Source organism: Pacificoceanicola algae, from assembly GCF_049341065.1.
Classification (GTDB): domain Bacteria; phylum Pseudomonadota; class Alphaproteobacteria; order Rhodobacterales; family Rhodobacteraceae; genus Pacificoceanicola.
Window position 1 is genome coordinate 15,006 of the sequence record NZ_JBMPIX010000023.1, and the last position, 24,776, is coordinate 39,781.

Consider the following 24,776-nt stretch of genomic DNA (forward strand, 5'->3'; position numbering starts at 1 on the left):
GAAGCCAAATTATGGCAAGTCGCGCCGCATTTTACCAAATACATGCCTCATTCGATATCTATCAAAATCGCATGACACGCACGCTTACCAAACAAACCCATCAAGACTTCCAGCGCCGGATCAAATCAATTGATCCTACGTTCTACCGCACCGGTGAACGCGGCGTGGTCAAGGATGTTACAACGTCCCGGCCCATCGGTTCTGCCCTGTTGGGGTTTGGCTGGGCATACATTGTCGTCTCGGTTGCCAATAATCGCGGCGTGATCGAAGGTTCTTTGCGTCAGGGCAGCCTGCCCGACCATTACCACGCCTATATCCTCATGGTGCTGGCCGCTTTGTTGGCCGCATCTTGCGTCATGTTGCTGATGCACCTGTTCCGCTTTCTGACCAAATCCGGCGGGAAAAAGCGGAACTCGGGCGGGATGCTGGTCGGGGTATTGGGCGCCATGGTTTTGGTCTATACGCCGACAAGTGTCTGGGAGGCCGGGTTCAACATGATGGACGGCAATTCGCGCGCCTTTGTTCAAACCGCGTCCGCGACAATGTCCGACGCCCTGCCCGGCATCAATTTCGGCAACGTGTCCTTCGTCTCTTCACAGGGACGTTAAACCTCAGATCGTTCCGACAAATCGATCCGGCAGACGGTATTGCCCCGGATAGTCGGGTCTGTCGAACTGCCAGAACCCGGTTTCCCCGCGTGGCTTCCAGCTGTTCTGCATGGCCTTGCGCACGTGACTGAAATCAAATCCTTCCTGCATCTTCAGCGCCGAAAACCCGTCATACACGGCCCGATCTTCGCCGCGCGCCTCGGCAAACCAATGGCGGCCAATGGCGATATCCTTGATCTCGCCCTGCAAAGCGCCGGTCACCCGATTGCGCTGGTCCATCACGTCGACATAAGCGCCAAAATCACAGAATTTCAGGTGGAATAGATACAGATCCTCGGGCGCGAACAGCTTGTCGCTTTGGGTGAAATGCCCACCGCGTGCGATCTTGTTCCCGGTGCTGATGATACAAGGTTTCGAGTAATGCGGCGCCAGACGCACATGGCGGCGCGGGCCAATGATCCGGTCGGAAATCGGTTGATCCTCGATATCGATCCGATGAATGACCTCAAGCCCTAATGGCGTCAGATTGCGGCGCAGCTTGGCCTTGCGCAGATAGTCCAGCAGACCGATCCCAGAGGCCGGATCGACCACAACCAGCTCATCCACATCTCCGACAATCACATGGTTGTAGTAACACCGCAGTCCCTGCACGATGTTGTTGAGCATACGCCAGCGTTTCATGTCGAAATTAGGATGCGGATCGCCGGGAATGCCGATGATGTTACAACCCTCAGCCAATTGCGCGACCGTTTCACCGCGGCCGTGGTTGACCACATAACAATTTTCACGCCCAAGGGCTTCGCCGTAATGGCGCAGCCATGCCTTCAGGAAAAAGGCATCGTCGCGCACCATTGTCAGGGCGGCGGCCACCGATTGCATCTGCTCTGCCTCGCTTGTTTCTTTTGCCCTAAGCTACCGCAATTGCGTGCTTTTGAGAATCGCTATCTGCTGTTCCGCGCGCTATCGTGACGGCAAAAGGATAAGAGGCCGTGATGATCGCGCAGGATTTCCTTACGACCGGCTGGCAAATCAAGCCCGGACCACAGCCACCGACGCTGTATCAGGTGTTTGGCGAACGCTCTTCAGGCACAAATTTTATCAAACGGCTGATCGGGCGGAACAGCCCGATGCGCCCGATCGAAGGGCTTGGCTGGAAGCACGGCTTTCCCCATATGACCGCGATCGCGCCGAACGTCGCGGTGATCTGCGTGGTGCGGGACGCGCAGAGCTGGGCTTTGTCGATGCATGCCAAACCCTGGCACTGCCCTCCGGCCATGCAAGCCTTACCTTTTTCCGAGTTTATCCGTGCCGAATGGACCACCATAGCCGACCGCAAACGCTATTTCCCGCAGGTGGCGGAGTTCGGCGGCCAAGGCCAACCGCTGCAACATGACCGTCACCCGCTGACAGGGCGCCCCCTTGCCAATCTCTTTGCGCTCAGACAGGCGAAATTGCAGGGGCTTTTGTCCTATCTCGAGCGAGGATGCACAGTGGTGTTTTGTCGGCTCGAAGCGGTTCAGGCCGCGCCTGAGGGTTTTCTTGCCGACTTGCATGACCTATTGTCGGTGCCCGCTGGACAAGTGGCGTACCGCCCCGTGGTCAAGCGGCTCGGGTCCAAATTCCTGCCGTCAGTTGACGCGCGCCCCGAGACGCCCAAGGCGTTCAGCGACGAAGACCTGACCTTTCTGCAATCGCAGATCGACCCCGAGCAAGAGGCGCGACTCGGCTATATCTATGCCTGAGGTTCAATCAATATAGCCCTGAAATCATTTACATTTGTACCAGTCGGCCCGGGGGCGAAAATATCATTCGATACCTCGAAGGCGCCATATGGATCCTGCGCTTTGACATAGTGGCCCGGATCCTGTCCCAAGGCCCGCAACCGCACAAGGCTGGTGCTGTCCGCGAAGGCTCCGGCATTGTCCTCGGATCCGTCGATCCCATCGGTGTCGGCGGCAAGGGCTGTGATCCCCTCCACCCCTTCGATCCCGGCGGCAAGGCTGAGCAGAAACGCCGTGTTCCGCCCGCCGCGCCCCGGATTTTCCCCAAGCGTCACGGTGGTCTCACCGCCGGACAGCACAACGATTGGCGCTTTGAAGGGCCGCCCGCGCAACGCCACTTCACGCGCGATGGCGGCGTGCATCATGCCGATGTCTTTCGCCTCGCCCTCGATGGCATCGGAAAGGATCACCGCTGGCACACCCAATGCCTCGGCCCGCGCGGCAGCAGCCTCCAGCGACAACCGGGCAGAGGCGATGACGCTTACCTCGTTGCCAATGAACACCGGATCATCGGGGTTTGGCGCAGCCGAGGCAGAACTTGAAATATGCGCCATAACAGACTTTGGTAAAACAATATTCCTATGCGATATCATATCCAGAGCATCCTGCGCCGTAACCGCATCCGGCACAGTTGGCCCCGAGGCGACCTGCGCGGGATCATCGCCTGGCACGTCCGAAACGACCAGACTGACCACCCGCGCGGGCGCCGCTGCCGCCGCCAAACGGCCGCCCTTGATCCGACTGACATGTTTGCGAATTGCGTTCATGACGCCGATCGGCGCGCCCGAGGCCAAAAGCGCCCGGTTCAAGGCCTGCTCATCCTCCAAGGTCAAACCGTCCGGCGGCGCGGGCAACAATGCCGACCCGCCGCCGCAGACCAGAGCCACCACCAGATCGTCGCTGGAAAGCCCTTTTACAGCTTGAAAGACCGCCTCGGTCGCCTTGACGCCCGCCGCGTCCGGCACCGGGTGCGCGGCTTCCAAAACCGGCAGGTATTTGCACGGCCCGGCATAACCGTAGCGGGTCACCACCACGCCCTCGACCGGCGTCTTCCAGAGCGTTTCGAAAGCAGCCGCCATTTGCGCCGCGCCCTTGCCGATGGCCACCACAACAGTGCGCCCCTTCGGCCGCTCGGGCAGCACATCGGCCAAAGCCTTCATCGGGTCCGCCGCCGCGACCGCCGTGTCAAACAGATCTGTCAGGAAACGGCGTTTATCCATCTGCATGAGCCTTGGCCAACGCTTCGACCTCTGCCAGAACCGCGGGCAGCGGCGGACAGGATTTGCGCGTATCCAGCGACACATGCAGCAAGAACTGATCGCAGCTTGCCAGTACTTCGCCGTCCTTTGCGCGCTTCATTTCATGCCAGAGCCGCAGCTTTTTGCCCTCGCCCAAAGTGACACGCGTTTCGACAATAATTGGTTCCCCAACAAGAGTTTCCGCGAGATATTTGATGTTCGTCTCAGCGGTAAAATAGCTGTTTCCACCGTCGATATAGGCGCGATCCGCGCCGACACGGGTCATCAATTCCTCGGAGGCGTCCGAGAAGACCTGCCCGTAGCGGCCTTCGTTCATATGGCCATTCACATCGACCCAATCCACCGGCACGATCCGCCGAACCGTGACCAAGGGCACATCGTCGCCCAAGGGCCGGCGCAGCGTTGCATCGTGATCCAGAAGCAACTTACCGGCCGCGGCCTCTTGCCCCTTCAGAGCGCGCAACATCGCCACAAGGTTGTTGTCGCGCAGTCGCTCCAGTTCGCGGATTGAAAGGTGGCCCGATTGTGCATCGGACTGCCCTGCGATCAGATCAACCAGTTCGCCGGTAAACTCGGGCACATCCATCAACTTGGTCCAGGGCCATGTCAGACAGGGGCCGAACTGCGCCATGAAGTGCCGCATCCCAGCCTCGCCGCCCGCGACGCGGTAGGTTTCAAACAGGCCCATCTGCGCCCACCGCAGGCCAAAGCCATAGCGGATGGCGTTGTCGATCTCCTCGGTTGTGGCGATGCCGTCGCGCACCAGCCAAAGCGCCTCGCGCCAGACGGCCTCAAGAAAGCGGTCGGCGATATGAGCGTCGATCTCGGCCCTGACGTGCAGCGGAAACATGCCAATGCCGGTCAGTATTTCGCTTGCCTTTTCAACAACCTGCGCATCGGCCTTCACGCCGGGAACAAGCTCGACCAAAGGCAAAAGGTAGACCGGATTGAAAGGATGCGCGACAATGATCTGGCCAGGCCGCGCTGCACCGTCCTGCAACTCGGAAGGTTTGAACCCGCTGGTTGAAGACCCAATCACCGCATCCGGCGCGCAGGCCGCTTGAATTCCTGCCAGCACCTTGTGTTTGAGGTCCAGCCGTTCGGGCACGCTTTCCTGTATGTAGCTGGCGCCGGTAACGGCCTCGGACAGATCATCGTGATAGGTGATGCCCGCGCGCGCGGGCATGGGCGCCTCGTAGAGCATGGGCAGCGCACGTTCGGCCCCGGCCATGACTTCGTTGATTTTACGCTGCGCTTCGGGGTCCGGGTCAAAGACGCGCACATCCCACCCCATCAGGGCAAAGCGCGCCGCCCAGCCGCCACCAATCACGCCGCCGCCAACGATTGCCGCCACTTGTTTCATTCTACCTCCATCCGGCTCAGATCATAGCCGTACCATTCAAGGATTTCGCGCGCCGCGCCCAGCCGTTCGCCGGGCTGCCCGGTCCGATCCATGATCCAGACCCGCTTGCCGCCGGGCTCGCCCATAGCCGCCGTCCGGTTATCGACATCAAGCCAATGCACCCAGATCGCCTCGTTCCCCAGACGAAACCGACCCGTGCCTTCGGGCGCAAAGCCGATTTGCACGCCGTCCACGGCAAAGCTCTGCCCGGTGATCAGCACACGGCTTCCGGGCGCCATGCCCGCGCCCTGCACCACAATCCACGCCCCCTGAAGCCGCTGCAACGAGGCGTCCGCCTGCGAGGCGATCTGCGACGTCGGGTTGCGCAGCGGGATCGGCACATCCGGCAGAGGCGCTTTGGCGGCGCAGCCCGCAAGCAAGACAAGGGCCAGAACAGCCCTCACCGCAAACGCGCCTTGACGGCCTGCGCCATAACCGCGCCAAAGCGCAAATGCGCCTCTTCTTCCCAATGCACGCCGTCACCATCCGACACGGCGACAGTATCACCCGCCGCGACAAAACCGCAGCCAAGCCGGTCAGCCACCTGCCGGATATGCGTCTCAAGCCCCGTCTGCCGCGCTTCCGCCCCGGCAAAGACATCCACCAGCGTGCCGCATTCCTTCACCGGCGCCGGGGCGACCAGCAGGATATTGTCCACGACATCCTCGGCCCGGGTCGCCAGAACCATGCGCTCAAGCGATCGGGCAATCTCGTAGGCGGTCATCGAAAAGCGGTTCTTGAGGTCGTTTGTCCCCAACATCAGGATCATCAGATCCAGCGGCTTGTGACTGTGCAGGATGGCGGGCAGCACTGCCAATCCATTGCGCGCGCCGCCTTCCACGATATCGTCATGCACGGTGGTTCGCCCCGGCAGGCCCTCGGCAATCACCTGATGATCCGGACCAAGCGCCGAGGCCATGGCATCCGGCCAACGAGCACCCACGTCAAATCGTTCAGAGATCCCGGCCTCCAACATGGGCCGCGTCCCATGCGTGTTGCTGTCGCCGTAACAAAGAATCACCGCCATCCGATTTCCTCCCGATTGCGCCGCGTAACGCGGGTTTTCGACATCGGACCGGGGATTTCCACAGGGGTCAATCCCCCGGACGCGCCTTTGCCCCGGCGATGGCACACCTCAGCGCCAATGCTGCCGCATTCGCGCACTACGACGGGACATCTGCCACGCCAAGGGGATGCTGCCACCATGACCCGCACCACAGAAAAACTGCCACCTTCCGAGGTTCAGAACCGCCGGAGCCTTTTGTTCAAGCTGCACCAGCAAGTGTGCCTGCCCGAGGAAAGCGCGCCGCAACCGATCAAGGATTTTCGTACCGTCTCACCCGGTTTTGCCCGAGATTTTCAGGCCAAGGCGGCAAAATCACTGGATCGCCCCAGCCTGTCCCCGCGTCGCAAGGCACTATTCTTCTGACAGTTTTCCGCGAAAGCCGGTGGCCACGACAAATTTCTCAGAAGAATCCGATCGGCTGGCAGGCGGTTTGAAATTCGCCACCTTTTTAAACCGCTGCTTCAGGATGTGCTGAAGCGAGCCTTCCGCGCCTCCGGCCAGAACCTTGGCCACAAAGGTGCCGCCCTCTTCCAGCACGTCAAACGCCAGATAGGCCGCCGCTTCGCACAGCGCGATGATCCGCAGGTGATCTGTCTGCTTATGGCCCGAGGCCGAGGCCGCCATATCTGACATCACCACGTCAGCCGGGCCGCCCAGCCAGGCCTTGACCTTGTCGTCGGCGCCGTCCTCCATAAAATCGAGCTGGTGCAACTCCGCCCCGGCGATCGGGTCCATCTCTTGAAGGTCGATCCCGAGAACCGTGCCAACCGCCTTGCCTTGCTTTTCGCCCAGGGCATTGACCCGCTTGACCGCCACCTGACACCAGCCCCCCGGCGCCGCACCCAGATCGACCACCCGCGCCCCCGGCACCAAAAAGCGGTACTTTTCGTCGATCTCCAGAATCTTGTAGGCCGCGCGTCCGCGAAACCCGTCGGCCTTCGCGCGTTTGACATAGGGGTCATTCAACTGCCGCTGCAGCCAAAGCGTCGAGGACAGCTTGCGCCCACGCGCCGACTTTACCTTGACCTTCAGGTCGCGCTGCCCGCGCCCGGAACTGTTCTTCGGTCCCTGTGCCATATCTCAATCGCCTAAGTGTTTCATCGGTCTTCAAATATCCCGGGGGAGTCGCATCAGCGACGGGGGCAGCGCCCCCAAAACGCGATTTTCACACGAAAATCGCCCCTTCTATAGCGGACCATCTTCAAGAACGCCATCCGCCGACATTTGGGCGTAAAGCAAACCCTCACGCAGCCCACGATCCGCAACCGAAAGCCGGTCTGTCGGCCAAAGCCGCAACAGCGCCTGCAAGATCGCCGAACCGCTCATGATCAAGGCATGCCGGTCAGGTCCGATACGCGGGTCGCGCCGTCTTCCGGTGGGGCCCATCTGCAAATATCGCTGGATGACCGCCTCGATCTGATCGCTGCTCATCCGCAGCCCGTCCACCTTTGTGCGGTCATAGCGGCGTAGCCCCAGATGCGAAGCCGCCACGGTGGTCACAGTCCCGCTGGTGCCGACGATCTGGAACCCCTCGCGCTGTTGTTCATCCTTGTAGGGGGCAAATTCTGCGAGGTTTTCCTCAAAATACCAGCTCATTAGCGCATAGCGCGCGGCGTCATCGTCCACATCACTGAACTGATCGCGCAGCGTCGCCACGCCAAGCGGCACGCTGATCCAATCGACCACCCGCGCCGTTGGAAACGGGCTTGCGGGGGCGTGAAATCCGGCGTGCAGACGCATGATGGCGCGCGGACGATCGCGCGGTTCGACCTTGGACAGGTCAATCCAGACCAGTTCGGTCGAGCCGCCGCCGATATCGACCACCAACAGCTGCTCGGTCTTGGTGCTGACCAGCGGCGCGCAGGAAATCACTGCCAGACGCGCCTCTTCCTCGGGCTGGATGATTTCCAGCATCAACCCTGTCTCGCGTTTGACCTGCCGAATGAAATCGCGCGCGTTGTGGGCGCGGCGGCACGCCTCGGTCGCGACAAGGCGCATGTTCTTGACTTTGTGACGGTCGATCTTTTGCTGGCACACGCGAATGGCGGACACCGTCCGCGCCATGGACGAACGGCTGAGCCGACCAGACTTTTCAAGCCCGTGCCCAAGCTGCACGGACTTCGAAAAACTGTCCACCACATGAAACTGACTGCCCTTTGGCTGAGCGATCAGCATGCGACAACTATTTGTACCCAGATCCAATGCCGCGTACAGCGCATTGGGATCGGGCCTGTCAGGCGCGGTGCTCTCGACCGGTTTCGGGAAAGCGCCCGCACCCTTGGGACGCTTTGGCGCCATGATTTTGCGCCTTTTCCGATATCAACTTGAGGTCACGATACGCGGCGTTCCGGTATCGCGCAAGCACGATGGTAGCGCGCCCCCAGAGGATTTTCGTAAAAGCCTGACAGAAAGGAATATTCCGCGTCCAGAAAGGGACGAAGGGCGTCAATTGTCTTGTCCTGAAGATCGTCCAGTGTCAGCCGGATGTCGCTTTGGTTCGAGCGCGGCATCGCAATATCCTGCCTTGTCCACAGGCTCAGATCCCAGGCCAGCGCGGTCAGGTCTTCGACCCGATAAACTCTTGAATACATATCCAGATCAGGCCCCAGAAAGATATGCGCCGGCAAGGCGTGATGCTTGATCGTCGAGGCCTTGCCGCGATAGGCGTCGATGTTCTGGAAAAAGAAATCCGGGTCAGGATCCAACACCAAATGGCCGGGATTTTCCCGCAACCTCGGACTGTTGTGCAACTCTCTCAGCTGCACCACCCGGTTGGTATATACGGACAACAAGCGCTTGACCGGGTCGCGCACCACACAAAACCGAAAGTAATCCTCAAGCCCGATCCAGCGTTTCATGCGGAACCGTTTGGTTGCATAAATCCGGTGCCATGTGAAAACCCCGTCCCGTTCGGGATCAGGGACCGTCACGGCCGGATCGAGCCGCGCCAACACCTCCTTGACGGAAGAGCATGCCGCCTTGGGCATCGGCATATAGGCCAGTTTATATGCATCCACGCGAACAACCATTCGCATGGCTTAACGGCATAGAATTAAGTCCCGGTTGCCAGCTTTGTTAAACGGCAAAATAATACACTCGGATACAAATCCACTGTTGGACTTTTCGTCCAACCGCCCTAGCCTGTCGCGTAAGGCGCGGCACAAGTCGAAATTCGACCCTGAAGGATTTTCACGTGTCGTTAGAAGGTAGCACAAGACAACAGGAATCACCGCCCCATGGCTGACTTGACCATCGTATACTGGCGCGACATCCCTGCTCAAGTCATTGTGGGTAAGGGCCGCCGCGGCGCCAAGGCCGTTTTGCCCGAACGCTTTGAGCAGGCCATTGACCGAGCGGCCATGAAGGTCGGCGCCTCGGAAACCGATGCCTATCTTGCAGAATGGCGCAAGGTGGCCTCAGGCACCATCGAGGGCGATCCGCAAGAGGCGGCGAATGCCGAAGCGCATCGCATCGACACCGAATATGACACCGCGCGCTTAAAGGCGCTGATTGAAAACGACGGCTGGGCCTGAGGCCCGTGAACATGAAGGACAAGATCATGGCCCTTTTGAACTTCCGCAAGCGTGAAGAAGCCAGCCCTCGCAATGGCGATCTCGAACCGTTTCTCAAGGATTACTCGATCGAGGTGATGCCGCGCACCGCCGAAAAGGTCGAGGATTTCCGGGCGCTTCTGCCCGAAGGCACCCGCGTCTACATCGCCCATATCGAAGGCACCCCGATCGAGGACATGGTCGCCACCGCCAAACGCCTCTCGGCGGACGGCTATAATGTGATGCCGCACTTCCCGGCGCGTATCATCAAGGACAAAGCGACCCTGGCTGACTGGATTGCCCGCTACCAGGGCGAAGCCGGCGTCGAGCAGGCCCTGCTTTTGGCGGGCGGTGTGGCGCAACCACATGGCGATTTCCACAGCTCCATGCAGCTGATGGAAACCGGCCTTTTCGATCAGGCAGGCTTTAAGCGCCTGCATGTCGCTGGCCACCCCGAAGGCAACCGAGACATCGACGCCAATGGCGGCGACAAGCTGGTGATGGAAGCGCTGCGCTGGAAGCAGGATTTCCAAAGCCGCACCGACGCAAAAATGGCGCTGGCCACCCAGTTCGCCTTTGACGCCGATCCGATCATCGCCTGGGCCAACCGCCTGCGCGACGAAGGCATCACCCTGCCGATCCACATCGGCATTGCCGGCCCGGCCAAGCTGCAAACCCTGATCAAATTCGCCATCGCCTGCGGCGTCGGCCCCTCGCTCAAGGTTCTGCAAAAGCGCGCCATGGATGTAACCAAGCTACTGCTGCCCTACGAGCCGAACGAGGTTCTGGGAAAGCTGGCCGCACACAAGGCCGCCAACCCGGATTTCAACATTGAAACGGTGCACTTCTTCCCCCTCGGCGGGATCAAGAGCAACGCGACCTGGGCAATCGAAAATGGTGGCGCTTCTGCGGTTCCCGCCGCCAAGTCTGGCTGATACAAGCCCCGCATGAAACATGCTTTGCTTTTTGATCTGGACGGCACGCTGATCCAGTCTGACCCCCTGCATTTTGCGGTCTTCTCAGAGATGTTCGAAGAGCGCGGAAAGTCCATCGACGAGGCGTTTTACATGGAGCATATCCATGGGCATCTGAACCTCGACAGCTTTCCGAAGCTGTTTCCCGGAGAGGATGCGCAGGCGCTGTCCGACCTGAAGGAATCCCGCTTTCGCGAACGGCTATTGGGCGGGCAACCCTGCATGCCGGGCGCGGATCGGGTGATCGCAAAGGCCAAGGCTGATGGCTGGGGCGTGGCGATCGTGACCAACGCGCCGCGCATCAACGCTGAATATATGCTCGCCGCAATCGGCCTGCGCGACCAGTTCGAAGTGCTGATCATCGGCGACGAATGCGCCCGCGGCAAACCCGATCCGGAACCCTACCTTGCCGCCATGCGGGCGCTGGACGTGTCGCCCGAGGCCTGCATCGCCTTCGAAGACAGCCCATCGGGGCTGAAGGCCGCGCGCGCTTCGGGGGCTTACACGGTGGGCATCCGCTCGGCTGCGGATGACGCCAGCCTGCGGGCCGCAGGGGCCCACGAAACCTTGGAAGATTTCAACGACACGGCGCTTAAGGCCATCTTGGCGCGCCAATCAGGAGAGACAGTGACATGACCCGCACCGTTATCGAGTCGCAGACCAAGACCGCTGTGATCGGCTTTGACGAGCCGTTCTGCGTGATCGGCGAACGTATCAACCCCACGGGCCGCAAGATCCTGAACGAAGAGCTGGAGCGCGGCGATTTCAGCCGGGTCGAAGCTGATGCCATCGCGCAGGTCGCCGCAGGCGCCACGGTGCTCGACATCAACTCGGGCGCGGTGTTTTCCAACAAGATGGCCGAGGATCCGCGTTACGCCGACAACAACTTTGTCGAACCGACGCTGATGACCCAGTTGATCGAATGCGTACAGGCCGTCACCGACAGCCCACTGTGCATCGACTCTTCCGTGCCGGGCGCCCTCGAGAATGGCCTGAAGGCCGCCAAAGGCCGCCCGCTTCTGAACTCGGTCACCGGGGAAGAGGAACGGCTTGAACTCGTCCTCCCGCTGGTCAAAAAATACAACGTCCCGGTCGTGGCGATCTCCAACGACGACACCGGCATTTCCGAAGACCCCGAGGTGCGCTTTGCCGTCGCAAAGAAGATCGTCCAGCGCGCGGCCGATTTCGGCATCCCGGCGCATGATATCGTGGTCGATCCACTGGTCATGCCGATCGGCGCCATGGGCACCGCTGGCCTTCAGGTCTTTACCCTTGTGCGCCGCCTGCGCGAGGAGTTGGGTGTCAACACCACCTGCGGCGCCTCTAACATTTCGTTCGGACTTCCCAACCGCCACGGCATCAACAACGCCTTCCTGCCCATGGCAATGGGCGCTGGCATGACCTCGGCGATCATGAACCCGGTTGCCCTGCCCATCGGCCCCAAGGCCATCGCCGAAAAGCGCGCCGCCGTGGAAGCCGCTGGCATCATCCTGCCGGAAGACATCGACGATGAGACCTTTGTGACCCTGTTCGGCATGGGCAGCACCAAACCGCGTCCCGGCAAGGAAATGGAGGCGATCCGCGCTGCCAACTTCCTGACCAACAACGACGAGTCAGGCGGCGAATGGATCAAGTTCAACAAAGCTCCGAGCGAAGGCGGCTCGGGGCGTGCGGGCGGGCGTCGCGGCGGACGTCGCGGGCGCGCCTGATCTCGGACCACGACCAAATGAAAAGGGCCGCGCAAGCGGCTCTTTTTTTTAATACAAATCCCGAAATTCCGCCACGACGGCAGCATGGTCGCTGGCATGTGGACGGTGCCAGCCCGTTCCGGCCAGTCGTGGGCCATGATAGCGCGCCGTTTCGCGTCCAAGGCCGCAGCGCAGCACCTCGGGTAACACGTCCGGATAGCGCGCGGCCAAGGCTGGCGAGGCGATCAACCCGTCTGGCCCGTGATAGCGACGCGCATGAGGATCGAAATAGGTCCAGCGCTCGACATCAGGCAAGCGCGCCAGCAGGTTCACCCCAAGCGCTTCAAGAGGGGCAACCGCGCGCTCCTGTCCGTCCGGTTCGTTCAAATCGCCCGCCACCAGCCAAAGCGGCCCTGCTTGTCCCACCAAGTGCGCCACCGCCTGCGCTTCAAGCCGGCGCACTTCCCATGCCTTGGCGGCATCCGGGTAAGGCGCTTTGAAATGCACGACAAACAGGCTGAGGTCACCAAAGCGCACCTCAAGGCAATCGCGCCGAAAGATCGGCAATGCAGGATCTATCCCTTCCGGAGCTTCTTGCCCCAGTTCTTCCGGTGACAGTCCGGCGTGGCTTTGCGCGCTGTCCCAAGGCCGGCGTGCCATGACCGCCAAATCCAGCCCGCGCCCGTCATTGCCCGGCAGGCACAAACGAAACGGGTATTCCATGCCAAGCGGCACCAAGTGCCGGTCGTGAAAGAAATCAAGGCTTTTCTGGTCAAAGACCTCTTGCATCGCGACAACATCCGCACCTGTCCGCGCCAGCAACTCGGCCGTCAATCGACGGTCTTCTGCGTCCAGCGCGGCGTCTTCTGTATCGTCGCGATCACGGGCGCCAAAAAGATGCGGCCCGCCATCGGACAAGAGGCGCATATTCTGCATGTTCAGGCTGGCAATCCGCACGTTTCGACCTCAGGCTCAGATCCGGCCCGCATCATGCGGTCGGCGAGCCGCACAGGCAACGTGGCCATTCGCCCGGTCGCTGTTTCTCAGCAGCGGCGCGAGCAGAGATTTTCGCAAGGGATTCCATCGCGGTCGCCGTCACGCTTGGTCTGCCCGCATTGCAGCAGCTTGTAGCAGGCCTCGGCGCAAGAGCTAAGCCGTTTGCAACTGACATCCCGACAATCAAAGGCCTGCGTCGTGCGAAAGGCGTTCAAACGCTCGGTTGGGCTGCGTTCCTCGGCAGGCTCTGCCCAAGCGGGCAGAGCTACAAAAAGAGCCGCCAAGATAATCTTGAAGGGCATGATGTGACCAAATTTGTTAACCAATTGTTAACTCTTTAGGCCGGGTTACAGGAGCAAGACAAGCCCCGGTTTCAGGCGCCTTCCTTGCGCCGCTTGATCGTTCCCGCCGCTTCGGCCAGATCACGGGCGATGGCAAAGGCCCCTTGGATCCTGGCCTTTTCAGTGGACCAATCGCGGCGCACAACGATCTTGTTGTCCTTGATCTTGGCCAGACCGTTCTGAGCCTTGATGAAATCCACAAGTCCCTCGGGGCGCGCGAATTTGTCGTTGTGGAACTGAACGGTCGCCCCCTTGGGTCCGCCATCCAGCTTGGCAATCCCGGCGCGTTTGCACATCGCCTTGATCCGCACGACCAGCAGCAGGGTGTTCACCTCGCGCGGCAGTTTGCCGAAACGGTCGATCAGCTCGGCGGCAAACCCTTCAAGCTCCACCTTGGTGGTCAGCGAGGACAGGCGGCGATACAGGCCCAGACGCACGTCGAGGTCGGGCACAAAGCTCTCGGGGATCAGCACCGGCACACCCAGATTGATCTGCGGCGCCCATTGCCCATCGTCCTCGGTCAGCCCTTCCATCTGGCCGCTGCGGATCTTGGCAATCGCCTCCTCCAGCATCGACTGGTACAGCTCATAGCCGACGTCGCGCATCTGGCCGGACTGTTCTTCGCCCAGCAGGTTGCCCGCCCCGCGAATGTCCAGATCCTGAGAAGCAAGGTTGAACCCCGCCCCCAGCGTATCAAGGCTGCCCAACACGCGCAGGCGCTTTTCGGCAGTCGCTGTCAACTTGGCGCGCGGTTTCGTCGTCAGATAGGCATAGGCCCGCGTCTTGGAGCGCCCCACCCGGCCCCGGATCTGGTACAGCTGGCTCAGGCCGAACATATCCGCGCGGTGCACGACCATGGTGTTCGCCGTCGGGATATCCAGACCGGATTCAACAATGGTTGTCGCCAGAAGCACGTCGTATTTGCCGTCATAAAAGGCGTTCATCCGCTCGTCCAGCTCGCCCGCGGCCATCTGGCCATGGGCAATGACATAGCTGACCTCGGGAACCTGTTCCTTGAGGAACGCTTCGATCTCGGGCAGATCAGTGATGCGCGGCACAACATAGAAGGACTGCCCGCCGCGATAATGTTCGCGCAGCAGCGCCTCGCGGATCGTCACGGGATCGAATTCGGACACATAGGTGCGGATCGCCAGACGGTCGACCGGGGGCGTGCCGATGATCGACAGATCGCGCACGCCGGTCAGCGACAGTTGCAAGGTGCGCGGGATCGGCGTTGCGGTCAGGGTCAGCACGTGGATGTCGCTGCGCAGCTGTTTCAGGCGCTCTTTGTGCTGCACGCCAAAGTGCTGTTCCTCGTCGATGATCAGCAGGCCAAGGTTGTTGAACCGAATGCCCTTGGCCAGCAAAGCATGCGTGCCCACGGCGATATCGACGGTCCCACGGGAAATCCCCTCGCGCGTCAAAGCGGCCTGTTTCGTGCCGACAAAGCGCGACAAAGGCGCGACCTGTAGAGGAAATCCCCGAAATCGTTCAGCAAATGACCTGTAATGCTGACGCGCCAGCAGGGTTGTGGGTGCGATCACCGCCACCTGAACGCCCGACATGGCGGCTACAAAGGCCGCGCGCATCGCCACCTCGGTCTTGCCAAAGCCAACGTCGCCGCAGATCAGGCGATCCATTGGCTGCCCCGAGTGCATGTCCTGCATCACGTCATTGATCGCGCCAAGCTGGTCGTCGGTTTCCTGATAGGGAAAGCGCGCGGCAAAGCTTTCGTTGGCACCCGGGGGCGGGTCCATCACGGGGGCTTTGCGCAGGGCGCGTTCGGCAGCGATGCGGATCAGGCGATCCGCCATTTCGCGGATGCGTTCCTTGAGCTTGGCCTTCTTGGCCTGCCAAGCGCCGCCGCCAAGACGGTCAAGCAGGCCCTCTTCGTGGCCGTACTTGGACAGCAGTTCGATATTCTCGACCGGCAAATACAGCTTGGCGTTTTCGGCGTATTCGAGGCTGATGCATTCATGCGCCGCGCCCGCCGCCGTGATCACCTCAAGCCCCTGATACCGCCCGATGCCGTGATCGACATGGACCACCAGATCGCCGGGTGTCAGGCTTTGGTGTTCGGTCAGGAAATTCTCGGCCCGGCGTTTCTTGCGCGGTTGGCGGATCAGGCGATCGCCCAGAACGTCCTGCTCTGAGATCACCGTTATCTTGCCGTGCTGCCAAGGCGCTTCAAAACCCGCCTCAAGCGCCCAGACCGCCAGATGCAGGCCGCGTTTACCAAGCCGGGTGCCGTTGCTGATTGGAACCGCCTCGGCCAGCCCTTCGTCTTCGATCAGGCCGGTCAGACGTTCCCGCGCGCCTTCGGAATATGAGGCGATCAGCACGGGTCCGTCCTGAAGCTTTGCCTTCACATGCTCTGCCAAGGCTCCGAAAAGGCTAATACTTTCCTGCTGCCGTTCCGGCGCAAAGTTCCGCCCGATGCGCCCGCCCGCGTCCACGACACCCGGCCCGCTGGCCTGCGGCAAGGGATGCAGTTGCACGGCCCGCCGATCGCCCAATGCCCCAAGCCATGCTTCATCGTCCAGATACAGCTGATCCGGCGGGATCGGCTTGTAGACCGAACTGCCCATGGTTTTTTTCTGCGCCATGGCCAAGCGGCGGGTTTCGTATTGATCCTCGATGCTGTCCCAACGCGACAGGCGCGCGGCGGTCAGTTGATCATCCATCACCACAGGTGCATTCGGGAGGTAGTCGAACAGGGTTTCAAGCCGCGCATGGAAGAACGGCAGCCAATGTTCGATGCCCTGATGTTTGCGGCCCGCGCTCACCGCCTCGTACAGCGGATCGTCGGTGCCCGCTGCGCCAAACTCGATCCGATAGTTCTGCCGGAACCGGGTGATACCGGCCTCGTCCAGAATAACCTCGGAGACCGGGGCGAGTTCGACCAGATCAAGCTTTTCGGTGGTGCGCTGGGACACCGGATCAAAGCGCCGCGCGCCATCCAGAACGTCGCCAAAGAAATCAAGCCGCACCGGCCCGCCGCTGCCCGGTGGGAAGATGTCGATGATACCGCCGCGAATGGCGTAGTCCCCCGGCTCGGTCACCGTGGGCGCCTGAGAAAATCCCATCCGCACCAGAAAGTTGCGCAACGCCTCTTCGTCGACGCGATCGCCGACGCGGGCGGCAAAGGCCGCCTCTTTCAATATTGACCGTGCGGGCAATCGCTGCGTGGCCGCAGAGAGCGTTGTCAGCAGGATGTATTGCCCCGGCATTCCGTGCACCAGACCGGCCAGCGTCGCCATGCGCGCGGCGGAAATATCGGCGTTCGGCGACACCCGGTCGTAAGGCAGACAATCCCAGGCCGGGAAAGACATCACCGGCACATCAGGCGCAAAGAACGCCAAGGCGTCGCGCATGGACGCCAGACGCTTGTCGTCGCGCGCTACATGGATCACCGGCCCATCGGCCCGCGCCATTTCCTTGAGAAGCAGAGTGGCGTCAAACCCTTCAGGGGCGCCGCCGATGGTGATGCTGTTTTTTGCCATGTCGGTCAAATGGCCCGAGCGCCTCGCGGCGTCAATGGCGGGCTGCGCCTAACCGCCCAAAACATGCGCCGAGAGGTTCTGGTACATGCCCCAAAGCGCCGTGCAAAAGATCGAAGCCATGCCGATGAATTGCACCAATGTCCGGTGAATCCGCAACCGGCGCCAGAGCGCCTCGCCCTGCCCTTCGCCGCTCTGAATGCGCCGCGAGGACGCGATGCTCAGCAAACCCACCAGCGTCAAAGGAAAGCCCAGTAGAAACAGCGCCTGCGCCATTTCCACGTCGTAATAAAAGCCCAGAATGGCCAGCCCCGTCAAACAAGCTGACCCAAGCGCCGTCAGCCAAAGCCCGGCCTCTTCCGCGATGAAAATCAGGCGGTTGGTGTTGATCCGCACCAGATCCTCAAGATCGGTTTCCGCCTGCCCGCCATTGCGCCGCGCCCGCGCCACCATGTCAAAAGGCACCCCCAGCACCCAATGGCTTGCAGAGGACCAGACCACCGCCAACACGATCCAGAACCACAGGTTCGAGAACGACCGCATGTCGATCACTTCAAATACGGTTTTGTACCAGTCCAAGCGCCCGTCTTTCTTCCTGCGAGAACCGCGCGGCGCAAAATTGCTGCGCGGCTCTTGTGAGACCGGCCATTCCATGCCACCCAAAGGGTGCGTTTACAAGGACCAAGCCCCATGAAACCGACAATTGCCGCTTTCCCTGCCACACGTTTGCGCCGTCTGCGCCGGACCCCGGCGATCCGCGCCCTTGTGCAAGAGACCACTCTGTCGCCCGCCGATTTCATCTGGCCCGTTTTTGTCCGCGATGGGACCGGCATTGTCGAGCCCATCGGATCCATGCCCGGAGTGAACCGGCTGTCGGTGGACAAGGTGGTCGAAGCGGCAATCGAAGCCCATGCCCTTGGCATCCCGGCGATCTGCCTGTTTCCCTACACCGATCCCGCGCTGAAAACCGAAGATTGCGCCGAGGCGTGGAACCCGCAGAACCTGTCCAACCGCGCCACACGCGCGATCAAGGAAGCGGTGCCCGACATGGCGGTGATGACAGACGTGGCGCTTGATCCTTACAACATCAACGGCCACGACGGCTTTGTCGAAGATGGCGAGATCGTCAATGACCGCACCGTCGAAGCGCTGGTCAAACAGGCACTGTCTCAGGCCGATGCGGGGGCCGACATCATCGGCCCTTCGGACATGATGGACGGGCGCATTGGCGCACTGCGCAGCGCACTGGAGGAGGCCGGCCATCAAAACGTGCTGCTGCTTTCCTATGCGGCCAAGTTTGCCAGCGCCTTCTATGGCCCGTTTCGCGACGCGGTGGGCGCGTCCGGCGCGCTCAAAGGCGACAAGAAAACCTATCAGCAGGATCCGGGAAATTCGGACGAAGCCATGCGGCTGATCCACCGGGATCTGTCGGAAGGGGCCGATATGGTCATGGTCAAACCGGGCATGCCCTATTTGGATATCTGCCGCCGCGCCAAGGACATGTTCGGCGCGCCGACCTTTGCCTATCAGGTTTCCGGCGAATACGCGATGCTCGCCGGCGCCGGCGAGCGCGGCTGGGTCGATGGCGACAAGGTCATGATGGAAAGCCTGATGTCCTTCAAGCGCGCGGGCTGCGATGGCGTGCTGACCTATTTCGCCCCCGCCGCCGCACGCATCCTGCAAGGATAGCGGCGCTCCGCCGAGCGACCACATGATATGGTGACAAGAGCCTCCGCCATGCGTATAACGTGAATTAACCGGAACATAATCCGGACCCGAGGCTTTGGCAAAAGAATGAGCAGACAGATGACATTTACACGACGCACCCTTTCCCGGCGCAACCTGGCCCTTGGCCTTTGCGCCGTTCCGTTTCTCGCCGCCTGCGGCAATGGCATTGGCGGCCGCGGCCCGGCCACCATCGACGCACGCGTCGATGCGACGCTGAGCCAGATGTATTCCGATTATCCGGCGACACAGGGCCTTGCGTCCAAGGCGGCGGGCATTCTGGTGATGCCGCTTGTCACCGAAGCTGGCCTTGGCTTCGGCGGCGGTTATGGCCGCGGTGCCCTGCGTGTCGGCGGCGCGACTGTGGATTATTACTCGGTCACCAAGGCCTCGGGCGGGCTTCAGATCGGCGCCCAGCAATACGCCCATGTGCTGTTCTTCATGACCGAAGAGGCGCTGCAGACCTTCCGTCGTTCGCCCGGCTATGCGGCTGGGGCCAACATCGAGTATGCGATCCCCGAGCGCGGCGAGACGCTTGCCGCCGAGACGACAACCTCGCTGGCCCCGGTCATCGCGGTGATCTTCGGACAGGCGGGCCTGCGGATTGGCGCGACGCTGGAAGGCGTGAAGTACACCCGCATCATCCCTTGATACGCCCATTCCAGCGTGAGCGTTACGGTCGATAAAGGGGGCTTTTCGGAACGAAAAGACCCCCGTCCAGCTCAATTGCCTTCACGGACATAGCCCGCGCGCGCCCTTCCGGAGCGCGGGCATTCAATGATAGTGGAATTCCCCCACCACATTGCGCCATTCCCCCGGTGAGATCATCTTGCGATGCGTGAACCGGATCGAATGCAGCGGCCCCTCAATCTCGTCCTGCCAAAACTCGATGAATTTGAACAGCCGCGGGTGATCCGGCGCAAGATCGTAGTCCTGCCAGATGAACGTGTTCAGCACGTGGGCATAGTCCGGCATGTGGTAAAAGAATTCGGCCGTGGTCAGCCCATAGCCTTTCAACATCAGTTCCGTTTCGCTGGTCGGCATTGCGACACCTCAATGATTTTTGCCTGAGAAAAGAATTCTGCGCGCCAAATCTTTACTTTTCAATAAAAACAGCATGTTAGCAGGCCTCCTTGTCGGCTGCCAAAATCGCACCGCCCGCTGCCATTGCACCCTACAACTTGTCTAGGGTATAACCTCTGACAACAAGATATGGCAGACCAACGGACAGGCTACACTCGTGAGCGATACGCCCGAAACCCCTGAAAACGAAGAAGAAAAACGCGCTCCGCACGGCGGGCCGTCGATCTCGATCGAAAACGAGATGAAGACGAGCTATCTCGATTACGCGATGAGCGTGATCGTGAGCCGCGCGATTCCCGATCTGCGCGACGGCCTGAAACCCGTGCACCGGCGCATTCTTTATACGCTGTGGGAGAACGGTCAGACCCGCGCCAAGCCCTATCGCAAATGCGCGACAGCGGTTGGCGACGTCATGGGCCGCTATCACCCACACGGCGACAGCGCGGTTTATGACGCGCTGGTGCGGATGGCGCAGGACTTTTCCATGTCGCTGCCGCTGATCGACGGTCAGGGCAACTTTGGCTCGATGGATGGCGATCCACCCGCCGCCTATCGTTACACGGAATCCCGGCTTCAAAAGTCGGCCGAGGCGTTGCTTGAGGATATCGACAAGGACACCGTCGATTTCGTCGCCAACTATGCCAACGAACGGATGGAACCGACGGTTCTGCCCGCGCGCTATCCCAACGTTCTGGTCAATGGCGCCGAAGGCATCGCTGTCGGCATGGCGACACGTATCCCGCCCCACAACCTGGGCGAAGTGATCGACGCGACGCTTGCGTTGATGGAAAACCCGGACCTGTCGTCCGAGGATCTGATCCAATACATCCCCGCCCCCGATTTCCCGACCGGCGGCGTCATCCTTGGCCGCTCGGGCGCGCGCAAAGCCTATATTGAGGGACGTGGCAGCGTCATCATCCGCGCCAAGACCCGGATCGAAGAAATCCGCAAAGACCGTTTCGCCATCGTGATCGAACAGATTCCCTATCAGGTGAACAAAGCCACGATGATCGAGCGCATTGCCGAGGCCGCGCGCGACAAGAAGATCGAAGGCATCGCCCACGTTCAGGACGAATCCGACCGCGATGGCGTGCGTGTTGTTGTTGAACTCAAGCGCGACGCCACCGCCGAGGTGGTGCTGAACCAGTTGTTCCGCTTTACGCCCATGCAGACCTCTTTCGCCTGCAACATGTTGGCACTGAACGGCGGCAAGCCCGAGCAGTTGACCCTGCGTACCTTCCTCACCGCCTTCATCGATTTCCGCGAAGAAGTGATCGCGCGCCGAACAGCTTATCTCCTGCGTAAAGCTCGGGAGCGGTCACATATTCTGTGTGGTCTCGCCGTCGCTGTGTCCAACGTGGACGAGGTTGTGGCCACGATCCGGGCCTCCGCCGATGCCTCCGAGGCAAGAGAAAAACTGATGACTCGCCGCTGGCCGGCAGGAGAAATTCTACCCTATATCGCGCTAATCGACGATCCGACCCACAAGGCCAATGAGGATGGGACTTATAACCTGTCCGAAGCCCAGGCCCGCGCGATCCTTGAACTGCGTCTGCAACGTCTGACCCAATTGGGCGTCAAGGAAGTCACCGATGAACTGGAAGAGCTGGCCGCCAAGATCAAGGACTACCTTGATATCCTGTCAAGCCGCGAGCGCATCATGGAGATCATCAGCAACGAGATGCGTCAGGTCCGCGATGATTTCGCCGTGCCGCGCCGCACCGAGATTGTCGACTGGTCCGGCGACATGGACGACGAAGACCTGATCGAACAGGAAGACATGGTCGTCACCGTTACCCAGTCCGGCTGGATCAAACGCACCGCGCTGGCTGATTTCCGCGCGCAAAAGCGCGGCGGCAAGGGGCTGTCGGGCGGTGCGATGAAAGACGACGACGTGGTGACAAACCTCTTTGTCGCCAATACCCATACGCAACTTCTGTTCTTCACCACCGACGGCATGGCCTACAAGCTCAAGACGTGGCGCCTGCCGCAGGGGGGGCGCACCTCCAAGGGCAAGGCGATCGTCAATATCCTGCCGATCCCGACAGGCGTGTCTGTGGCGGCGATCATGCCCGTCGACCGCGACGAAAAAGACTGGGATGACCTGCAAATCGTCTTTGCGACGTCCAAGGGCAGTGTCCGGCGCAACCGGCTGTCGGATTTCACCAATGTGAAGTCCAACGGCAAGATCGCCATGAAGTTCGAGGGCGAGGATGAGAACACCCGCCTGATCAACGCACGCATCTGTTCCGAAGATGATGACGTGATGCTGGTGACGAACTCGGGCCGCGCGATCCGTTTCCCGGTGCCTGATGTGCGGGTCTTCAACTCGCGCAACTCGACCGGTGTGCGCGGCGTGCGCCTGATGGGCGATGACGAGGTCGTGTCGATGTCGATCATCCGCCACTTTGACGCCGAATCCGACGAGCGCGCCAGCTATCTCAAGATGCGCCGTCTAATGGCGGGCGTCACCGAAGAAGAAAGCAGCGACGAGGAAGGCGATGCCAACACGCCGCTGCCGCAGGAACGCTATGCCGAAATGTCGGCCGCCGAAAACCTGATCCTGACGATCACCGCCAAGGGGTTGGGCAAACTGTCGTCCAGCCACGACTATCCGGTGCGCGGGCGCGGCGGCATGGGCGTCACCGCTTGGGAAAAATCCATGCGTGGCGGCGATATTGTGGCCAGCTTCCCGGTGGAAATGGACGACCAGATCATGCTGGCCACCTCCACCGGCCAATCGATCCGCGTGCCTGTGGACGGCATTTCATTCCGGTCGCGCAACGCGGGCGGTGTGAAGGTCTTCAACACCGGCAAGAACGAAGAAGTCGTTTCGGTCGCCTGGATTGCCGAGCAAACCGACGAGGACGAAGACGGCGGCGAAGCTGCGGCACCCGAGGGCGGCGCGGAATAATCGGGAATTAACCTCCCTTCCCCATAATCGTGCGGGAAGGGAGACTCCGATGAACCTCTATACCTGTTCGATTGATCTGCGAAACGACGGCGTGGCGCTGAAATTCGCCAAGGCGCTCGACGAATGGATGACCCACCTGCAAGAGCGCGAGGTCATCCTGAGCTGGCAGCTATATCGCCGCAAACTCAACCTTGCATCCTCCAGCCACCGCGATTTCCTGCTGCAAATCGCGGTCAAGGATCTGGCCCAGCTTGATCAGGCCTTTCGGATGCTGGGGCAGCACGATGAACACATCGACAAGCTGTATCGCGCCGTGCACGATCAGATCATGCACGCCGAATTTGGGCTGTATCGTCCCTTCCCCGATCCCGAGCGGGCCGAGCGTATGGCGATGCTTTAAACGCGGTTACAGGTCATAAAGCGCGCGGAACTTCTCTTCGAGATAATCCAGCAGTGGCGCTTCGCTGGGGGCTTTGCCGCCGCAGGCAAGGGCGATGACCTCACGCGGCTCATAAAGGCTGCCGTGCCGTTGCAGATTATCCCTCAACCATGACGTCGCCGCGCTGGTTTCGCCCTGGGCCAGTTGGTCGTCGAGATCCGGCACCGCTTCGCGCAGGCACTGGTTCAGGCAGCCCGCATAGACGTTGCCCAAAGAATAGGTCGGAAAATAGCCAAACAGCCCTGCCGACCAATGCACATCCTGCAAGACCCCGTCCGAGGGTCTGTCGACCGCATAGCCAAAGTCGGCCTCGAAACGGTCGTTCCAAGCGGTTTCGAGATCGCCGATCGGCAGGTCACCCTTGATCAGCGCACGCTCAAGATCAAAGCGCAGCAGCACATGCAGGTTGTATTGGACCTCATCGGCTTCGGTGCGGATATAGCCGTTCTTGACCATGTTCACGGTGGCGTAAAAGGTGTCTTCATCGGCGATGCCAAAATCGCCGAAGGTGTCGCGCATCTGGCCAAACAGCCATCCGGTATAGGCGCGCGAACGACCCAACTGGTTTTCATAGATGCGGCTTTGGCTTTCGTGAACGCCCATCGACACACCGCGCCCCAAAGGCGTCAGGCGGTAGTCAGGGTTGATGTTCTGCTCATAGCTGGCATGACCCACCTCGTGGATGGTCGAATAAACACAGCCAAAGGGATCAAGGGCGTTTGTCCGGGTGGTGATGCGCACATCATCGCCGCTGCCCGAGCTGAAGGGATGTACGGCCTTGTCGACCCTGCCCCGCTTGAAATCATATCCAAAACTACGGGCCACAAGACGCGTCAGTTTCATCTGGCCGTGTTCGTCAAAGGTGCCGGTCACACCCTTGGGCGCCGGTTTCGCCAGCACAGCTTCGCGCAGCGCCACCAGACGCGGCCGCAAAGCCCCGAACATCGCCTCCAGATCGCTGCCTTTGGCACCCGGTTCATAATCGTCCAGCAGCGCGTCATAGATGTCACCGCCATTGGCCAGCGCCTGCGCCTCTTCGCGCCGCAGGGCGACGACCTCGGCCAGGGTTGGCGCGAAGGCGGCGTAATCGTCATCGGCCCGAGCTTCGGCCCAGACCACATGGGCGCGGCTGATCATCCGCGCCAGTTCAGAGGCAAGCCGCGCGGGCACCTTGGTCGCCCGATCATGCGCGCGGCGGATATGGTAGAGGTGAGCCTGCCCGACAGGGTCCAGCGCTTCGGCATCGATCTTGGAAAGCCAGTCGCCGATCTGCGGCGCAACACGGCGCGCGTGCAAGACGGCCTCCATCGCGGCAAGTTCGTCGCTGCGTTGCTCGGCCGCGCCGCGCGGCATCATGGTCTCCTGATCCCAGCTCAGCCGCCCGGCCACTTGCGCCAGCGCTTCGGTTTCCCGTTGGAAGGACATCAACTCTTTAAAAGCCTGCATTTT

Annotated in this window: 25 protein-coding genes; 11 read left to right on the forward strand and 14 right to left on the reverse strand. The window is 60.9% G+C overall.

Annotation, left to right across the window (positions count from 1 at the left end; translation table 11 throughout):
- Positions 1-71: 71 nt before the first annotated feature.
- Positions 72-608 carry a hypothetical protein gene (locus tag ACOYQJ_RS21565; protein WP_422908033.1) on the forward strand — a complete coding sequence of 179 codons (537 nt, stop codon included), beginning with the start codon at positions 72-74 and terminating at the stop codon, positions 606-608.
- A gap of 3 nt (positions 609-611) precedes the next feature.
- Here ACOYQJ_RS21565 and ACOYQJ_RS21570 read toward each other — a convergent pair whose 3' ends face one another.
- A complete protein-coding gene (locus tag ACOYQJ_RS21570) occupies positions 612-1,487 on the reverse strand; it encodes a glycosyltransferase family protein (RefSeq protein ID WP_422908034.1) in 876 nt (291 codons plus the stop codon).
- Between the two features lie 113 nt (positions 1,488-1,600).
- Between ACOYQJ_RS21570 and ACOYQJ_RS21575 the strand changes: the two genes are divergently transcribed.
- Positions 1,601-2,350, forward strand: a complete 750-nt coding sequence (locus ACOYQJ_RS21575; RefSeq protein ID WP_422908035.1) for a hypothetical protein — start codon at positions 1,601-1,603, stop codon at positions 2,348-2,350.
- Here ACOYQJ_RS21575 and ACOYQJ_RS21580 read toward each other — a convergent pair.
- Genes ACOYQJ_RS21580 through ACOYQJ_RS21595 form a run of 4 tightly spaced genes read right to left on the reverse strand, consistent with a single transcriptional unit; the run spans position 2,341 to position 6,077 of the window.
- Positions 2,341-3,615, reverse strand: a complete 1,275-nt coding sequence (locus tag ACOYQJ_RS21580; protein WP_422908036.1) for a glycerate kinase type-2 family protein — start codon at positions 3,613-3,615, stop codon at positions 2,341-2,343. The genes ACOYQJ_RS21575 and ACOYQJ_RS21580 overlap by 10 nt on opposite strands.
- Positions 3,602-5,011, reverse strand: coding sequence for a carnitine 3-dehydrogenase (locus ACOYQJ_RS21585; RefSeq protein ID WP_422908037.1), 1,410 nt, complete (start codon positions 5,009-5,011; stop codon positions 3,602-3,604). The genes ACOYQJ_RS21580 and ACOYQJ_RS21585 overlap by 14 nt, the downstream gene beginning before the upstream one ends.
- A complete protein-coding gene (locus ACOYQJ_RS21590) occupies positions 5,008-5,454 on the reverse strand; it encodes a lipocalin family protein (RefSeq protein WP_422908038.1) in 447 nt (148 codons plus the stop codon). The genes ACOYQJ_RS21585 and ACOYQJ_RS21590 overlap by 4 nt, the downstream gene beginning before the upstream one ends.
- A complete protein-coding gene (locus ACOYQJ_RS21595) occupies positions 5,451-6,077 on the reverse strand; it encodes an SGNH/GDSL hydrolase family protein (protein WP_422908039.1) in 627 nt (208 codons plus the stop codon). Before ACOYQJ_RS21595 ends, ACOYQJ_RS21590 begins: the two co-directional genes overlap by 4 nt.
- Positions 6,078-6,254: 177 nt before the next feature.
- Between ACOYQJ_RS21595 and ACOYQJ_RS21600 the strand changes: the two genes are divergently transcribed.
- Positions 6,255-6,479 (forward strand): hypothetical protein, encoded by a 225-nt coding sequence (locus tag ACOYQJ_RS21600; RefSeq protein ID WP_422908040.1) that lies wholly within the window; start codon positions 6,255-6,257, stop codon positions 6,477-6,479.
- On the opposite strand, the gene ACOYQJ_RS21605 is transcribed toward ACOYQJ_RS21600, so the two are convergent.
- From ACOYQJ_RS21605 to ACOYQJ_RS21615, 3 genes are all read right to left on the reverse strand, one after another.
- On the reverse strand, positions 6,468-7,193 hold the full coding sequence (locus ACOYQJ_RS21605; protein WP_422908041.1) for an RlmE family RNA methyltransferase: 726 nt from the start codon (positions 7,191-7,193) through the stop codon (positions 6,468-6,470). The genes ACOYQJ_RS21600 and ACOYQJ_RS21605 overlap by 12 nt on opposite strands.
- Positions 7,194-7,301: 108 nt before the next feature.
- Positions 7,302-8,414, reverse strand: a complete 1,113-nt coding sequence (locus ACOYQJ_RS21610; RefSeq protein ID WP_422908042.1) for a Ppx/GppA phosphatase family protein — start codon at positions 8,412-8,414, stop codon at positions 7,302-7,304.
- A 32-nt stretch (positions 8,415-8,446) separates the two neighbouring features.
- Complete coding sequence (locus ACOYQJ_RS21615) at positions 8,447-9,133, reverse strand: sulfotransferase family 2 domain-containing protein (RefSeq protein ID WP_422908043.1); 687 nt, start codon at positions 9,131-9,133, stop codon at positions 8,447-8,449.
- A 219-nt stretch (positions 9,134-9,352) separates the two neighbouring features.
- Here ACOYQJ_RS21615 and ACOYQJ_RS21620 point away from each other — a divergent pair, with 219 nt between their 5' ends.
- Genes ACOYQJ_RS21620 through ACOYQJ_RS21635 form a run of 4 tightly spaced genes read left to right on the forward strand, consistent with a single transcriptional unit; the run spans position 9,353 to position 12,350 of the window.
- Positions 9,353-9,649 (forward strand): virulence factor, encoded by a 297-nt coding sequence (locus tag ACOYQJ_RS21620; RefSeq protein WP_422908044.1) that lies wholly within the window; start codon positions 9,353-9,355, stop codon positions 9,647-9,649.
- Between the two features lie 26 nt (positions 9,650-9,675).
- A complete protein-coding gene (locus ACOYQJ_RS21625) occupies positions 9,676-10,602 on the forward strand; it encodes a methylenetetrahydrofolate reductase (protein WP_422908045.1) in 927 nt (308 codons plus the stop codon).
- Between the two features lie 12 nt (positions 10,603-10,614).
- On the forward strand, positions 10,615-11,277 hold the full coding sequence (locus ACOYQJ_RS21630; protein WP_422908046.1) for an HAD family hydrolase: 663 nt from the start codon (positions 10,615-10,617) through the stop codon (positions 11,275-11,277).
- Positions 11,274-12,350 carry a methyltetrahydrofolate cobalamin methyltransferase gene (locus ACOYQJ_RS21635; RefSeq protein WP_422908047.1) on the forward strand — a complete coding sequence of 359 codons (1,077 nt, stop codon included), beginning with the start codon at positions 11,274-11,276 and terminating at the stop codon, positions 12,348-12,350. The genes ACOYQJ_RS21630 and ACOYQJ_RS21635 overlap by 4 nt, the downstream gene beginning before the upstream one ends.
- 48 nt (positions 12,351-12,398) lie before the next feature.
- On the opposite strand, the gene ACOYQJ_RS21640 is transcribed toward ACOYQJ_RS21635, so the two are convergent.
- The 4 genes from ACOYQJ_RS21640 to ACOYQJ_RS21655 all read right to left on the reverse strand — a co-directional run bounded on the left by ACOYQJ_RS21640 (position 12,399) and on the right by ACOYQJ_RS21655 (position 17,745).
- Positions 12,399-13,286 (reverse strand): endonuclease/exonuclease/phosphatase family protein, encoded by an 888-nt coding sequence (locus tag ACOYQJ_RS21640; RefSeq protein WP_422908048.1) that lies wholly within the window; start codon positions 13,284-13,286, stop codon positions 12,399-12,401.
- Between the two features lie 86 nt (positions 13,287-13,372).
- The gene (locus tag ACOYQJ_RS21645) at positions 13,373-13,651 is read right to left on the reverse strand and encodes an excalibur calcium-binding domain-containing protein (protein WP_422908049.1); all 279 of its coding nucleotides are present in this window, start codon (positions 13,649-13,651) and stop codon (positions 13,373-13,375) included.
- Between the two features lie 47 nt (positions 13,652-13,698).
- Positions 13,699-17,169 (reverse strand): transcription-repair coupling factor, encoded by a 3,471-nt coding sequence (gene mfd / locus ACOYQJ_RS21650; protein WP_422908050.1) that lies wholly within the window; start codon positions 17,167-17,169, stop codon positions 13,699-13,701.
- Positions 17,170-17,217: 48 nt separating this feature from the next.
- Positions 17,218-17,745 carry a component of SufBCD complex gene (locus ACOYQJ_RS21655; RefSeq protein ID WP_422908051.1) on the reverse strand — a complete coding sequence of 176 codons (528 nt, stop codon included), beginning with the start codon at positions 17,743-17,745 and terminating at the stop codon, positions 17,218-17,220.
- 111 nt (positions 17,746-17,856) lie between these two features.
- Here ACOYQJ_RS21655 and hemB point away from each other — a divergent pair, with 111 nt between their 5' ends.
- On the forward strand, positions 17,857-18,855 hold the full coding sequence (gene hemB / locus ACOYQJ_RS21660) for a porphobilinogen synthase (RefSeq protein WP_422908052.1): 999 nt from the start codon (positions 17,857-17,859) through the stop codon (positions 18,853-18,855).
- Positions 18,856-18,972: 117 nt separating this feature from the next.
- The gene (locus ACOYQJ_RS21665) at positions 18,973-19,542 is read left to right on the forward strand and encodes a lipid-binding SYLF domain-containing protein (RefSeq protein ID WP_422908053.1); all 570 of its coding nucleotides are present in this window, start codon (positions 18,973-18,975) and stop codon (positions 19,540-19,542) included.
- A 123-nt stretch (positions 19,543-19,665) separates the two neighbouring features.
- Here ACOYQJ_RS21665 and ACOYQJ_RS21670 read toward each other — a convergent pair whose 3' ends face one another.
- Complete coding sequence (locus ACOYQJ_RS21670) at positions 19,666-19,935, reverse strand: usg protein (protein WP_422908054.1); 270 nt, start codon at positions 19,933-19,935, stop codon at positions 19,666-19,668.
- A gap of 196 nt (positions 19,936-20,131) precedes the next feature.
- Here ACOYQJ_RS21670 and gyrA point away from each other — a divergent pair, with 196 nt between their 5' ends.
- Together gyrA and ACOYQJ_RS21680 are read left to right on the forward strand one after the other, a co-directional pair.
- Positions 20,132-22,888 carry a DNA gyrase subunit A gene (gene gyrA, locus ACOYQJ_RS21675; protein ID WP_422908055.1) on the forward strand — a complete coding sequence of 919 codons (2,757 nt, stop codon included), beginning with the start codon at positions 20,132-20,134 and terminating at the stop codon, positions 22,886-22,888.
- Positions 22,889-22,937: 49 nt separating this feature from the next.
- Positions 22,938-23,288: a DUF6614 family protein gene (locus ACOYQJ_RS21680; RefSeq protein ID WP_422908056.1), complete on the forward strand. Its 351-nt coding sequence runs from the start codon at positions 22,938-22,940 to the stop codon at positions 23,286-23,288.
- Between the two features lie 6 nt (positions 23,289-23,294).
- Here the strand turns inward: ACOYQJ_RS21680 and ACOYQJ_RS21685 are convergent, their stop codons facing one another.
- Positions 23,295-24,773 carry a carboxypeptidase M32 gene (locus ACOYQJ_RS21685; RefSeq protein ID WP_422908057.1) on the reverse strand — a complete coding sequence of 493 codons (1,479 nt, stop codon included), beginning with the start codon at positions 24,771-24,773 and terminating at the stop codon, positions 23,295-23,297.
- Positions 24,774-24,776: the final 3 nt, after the last annotated feature.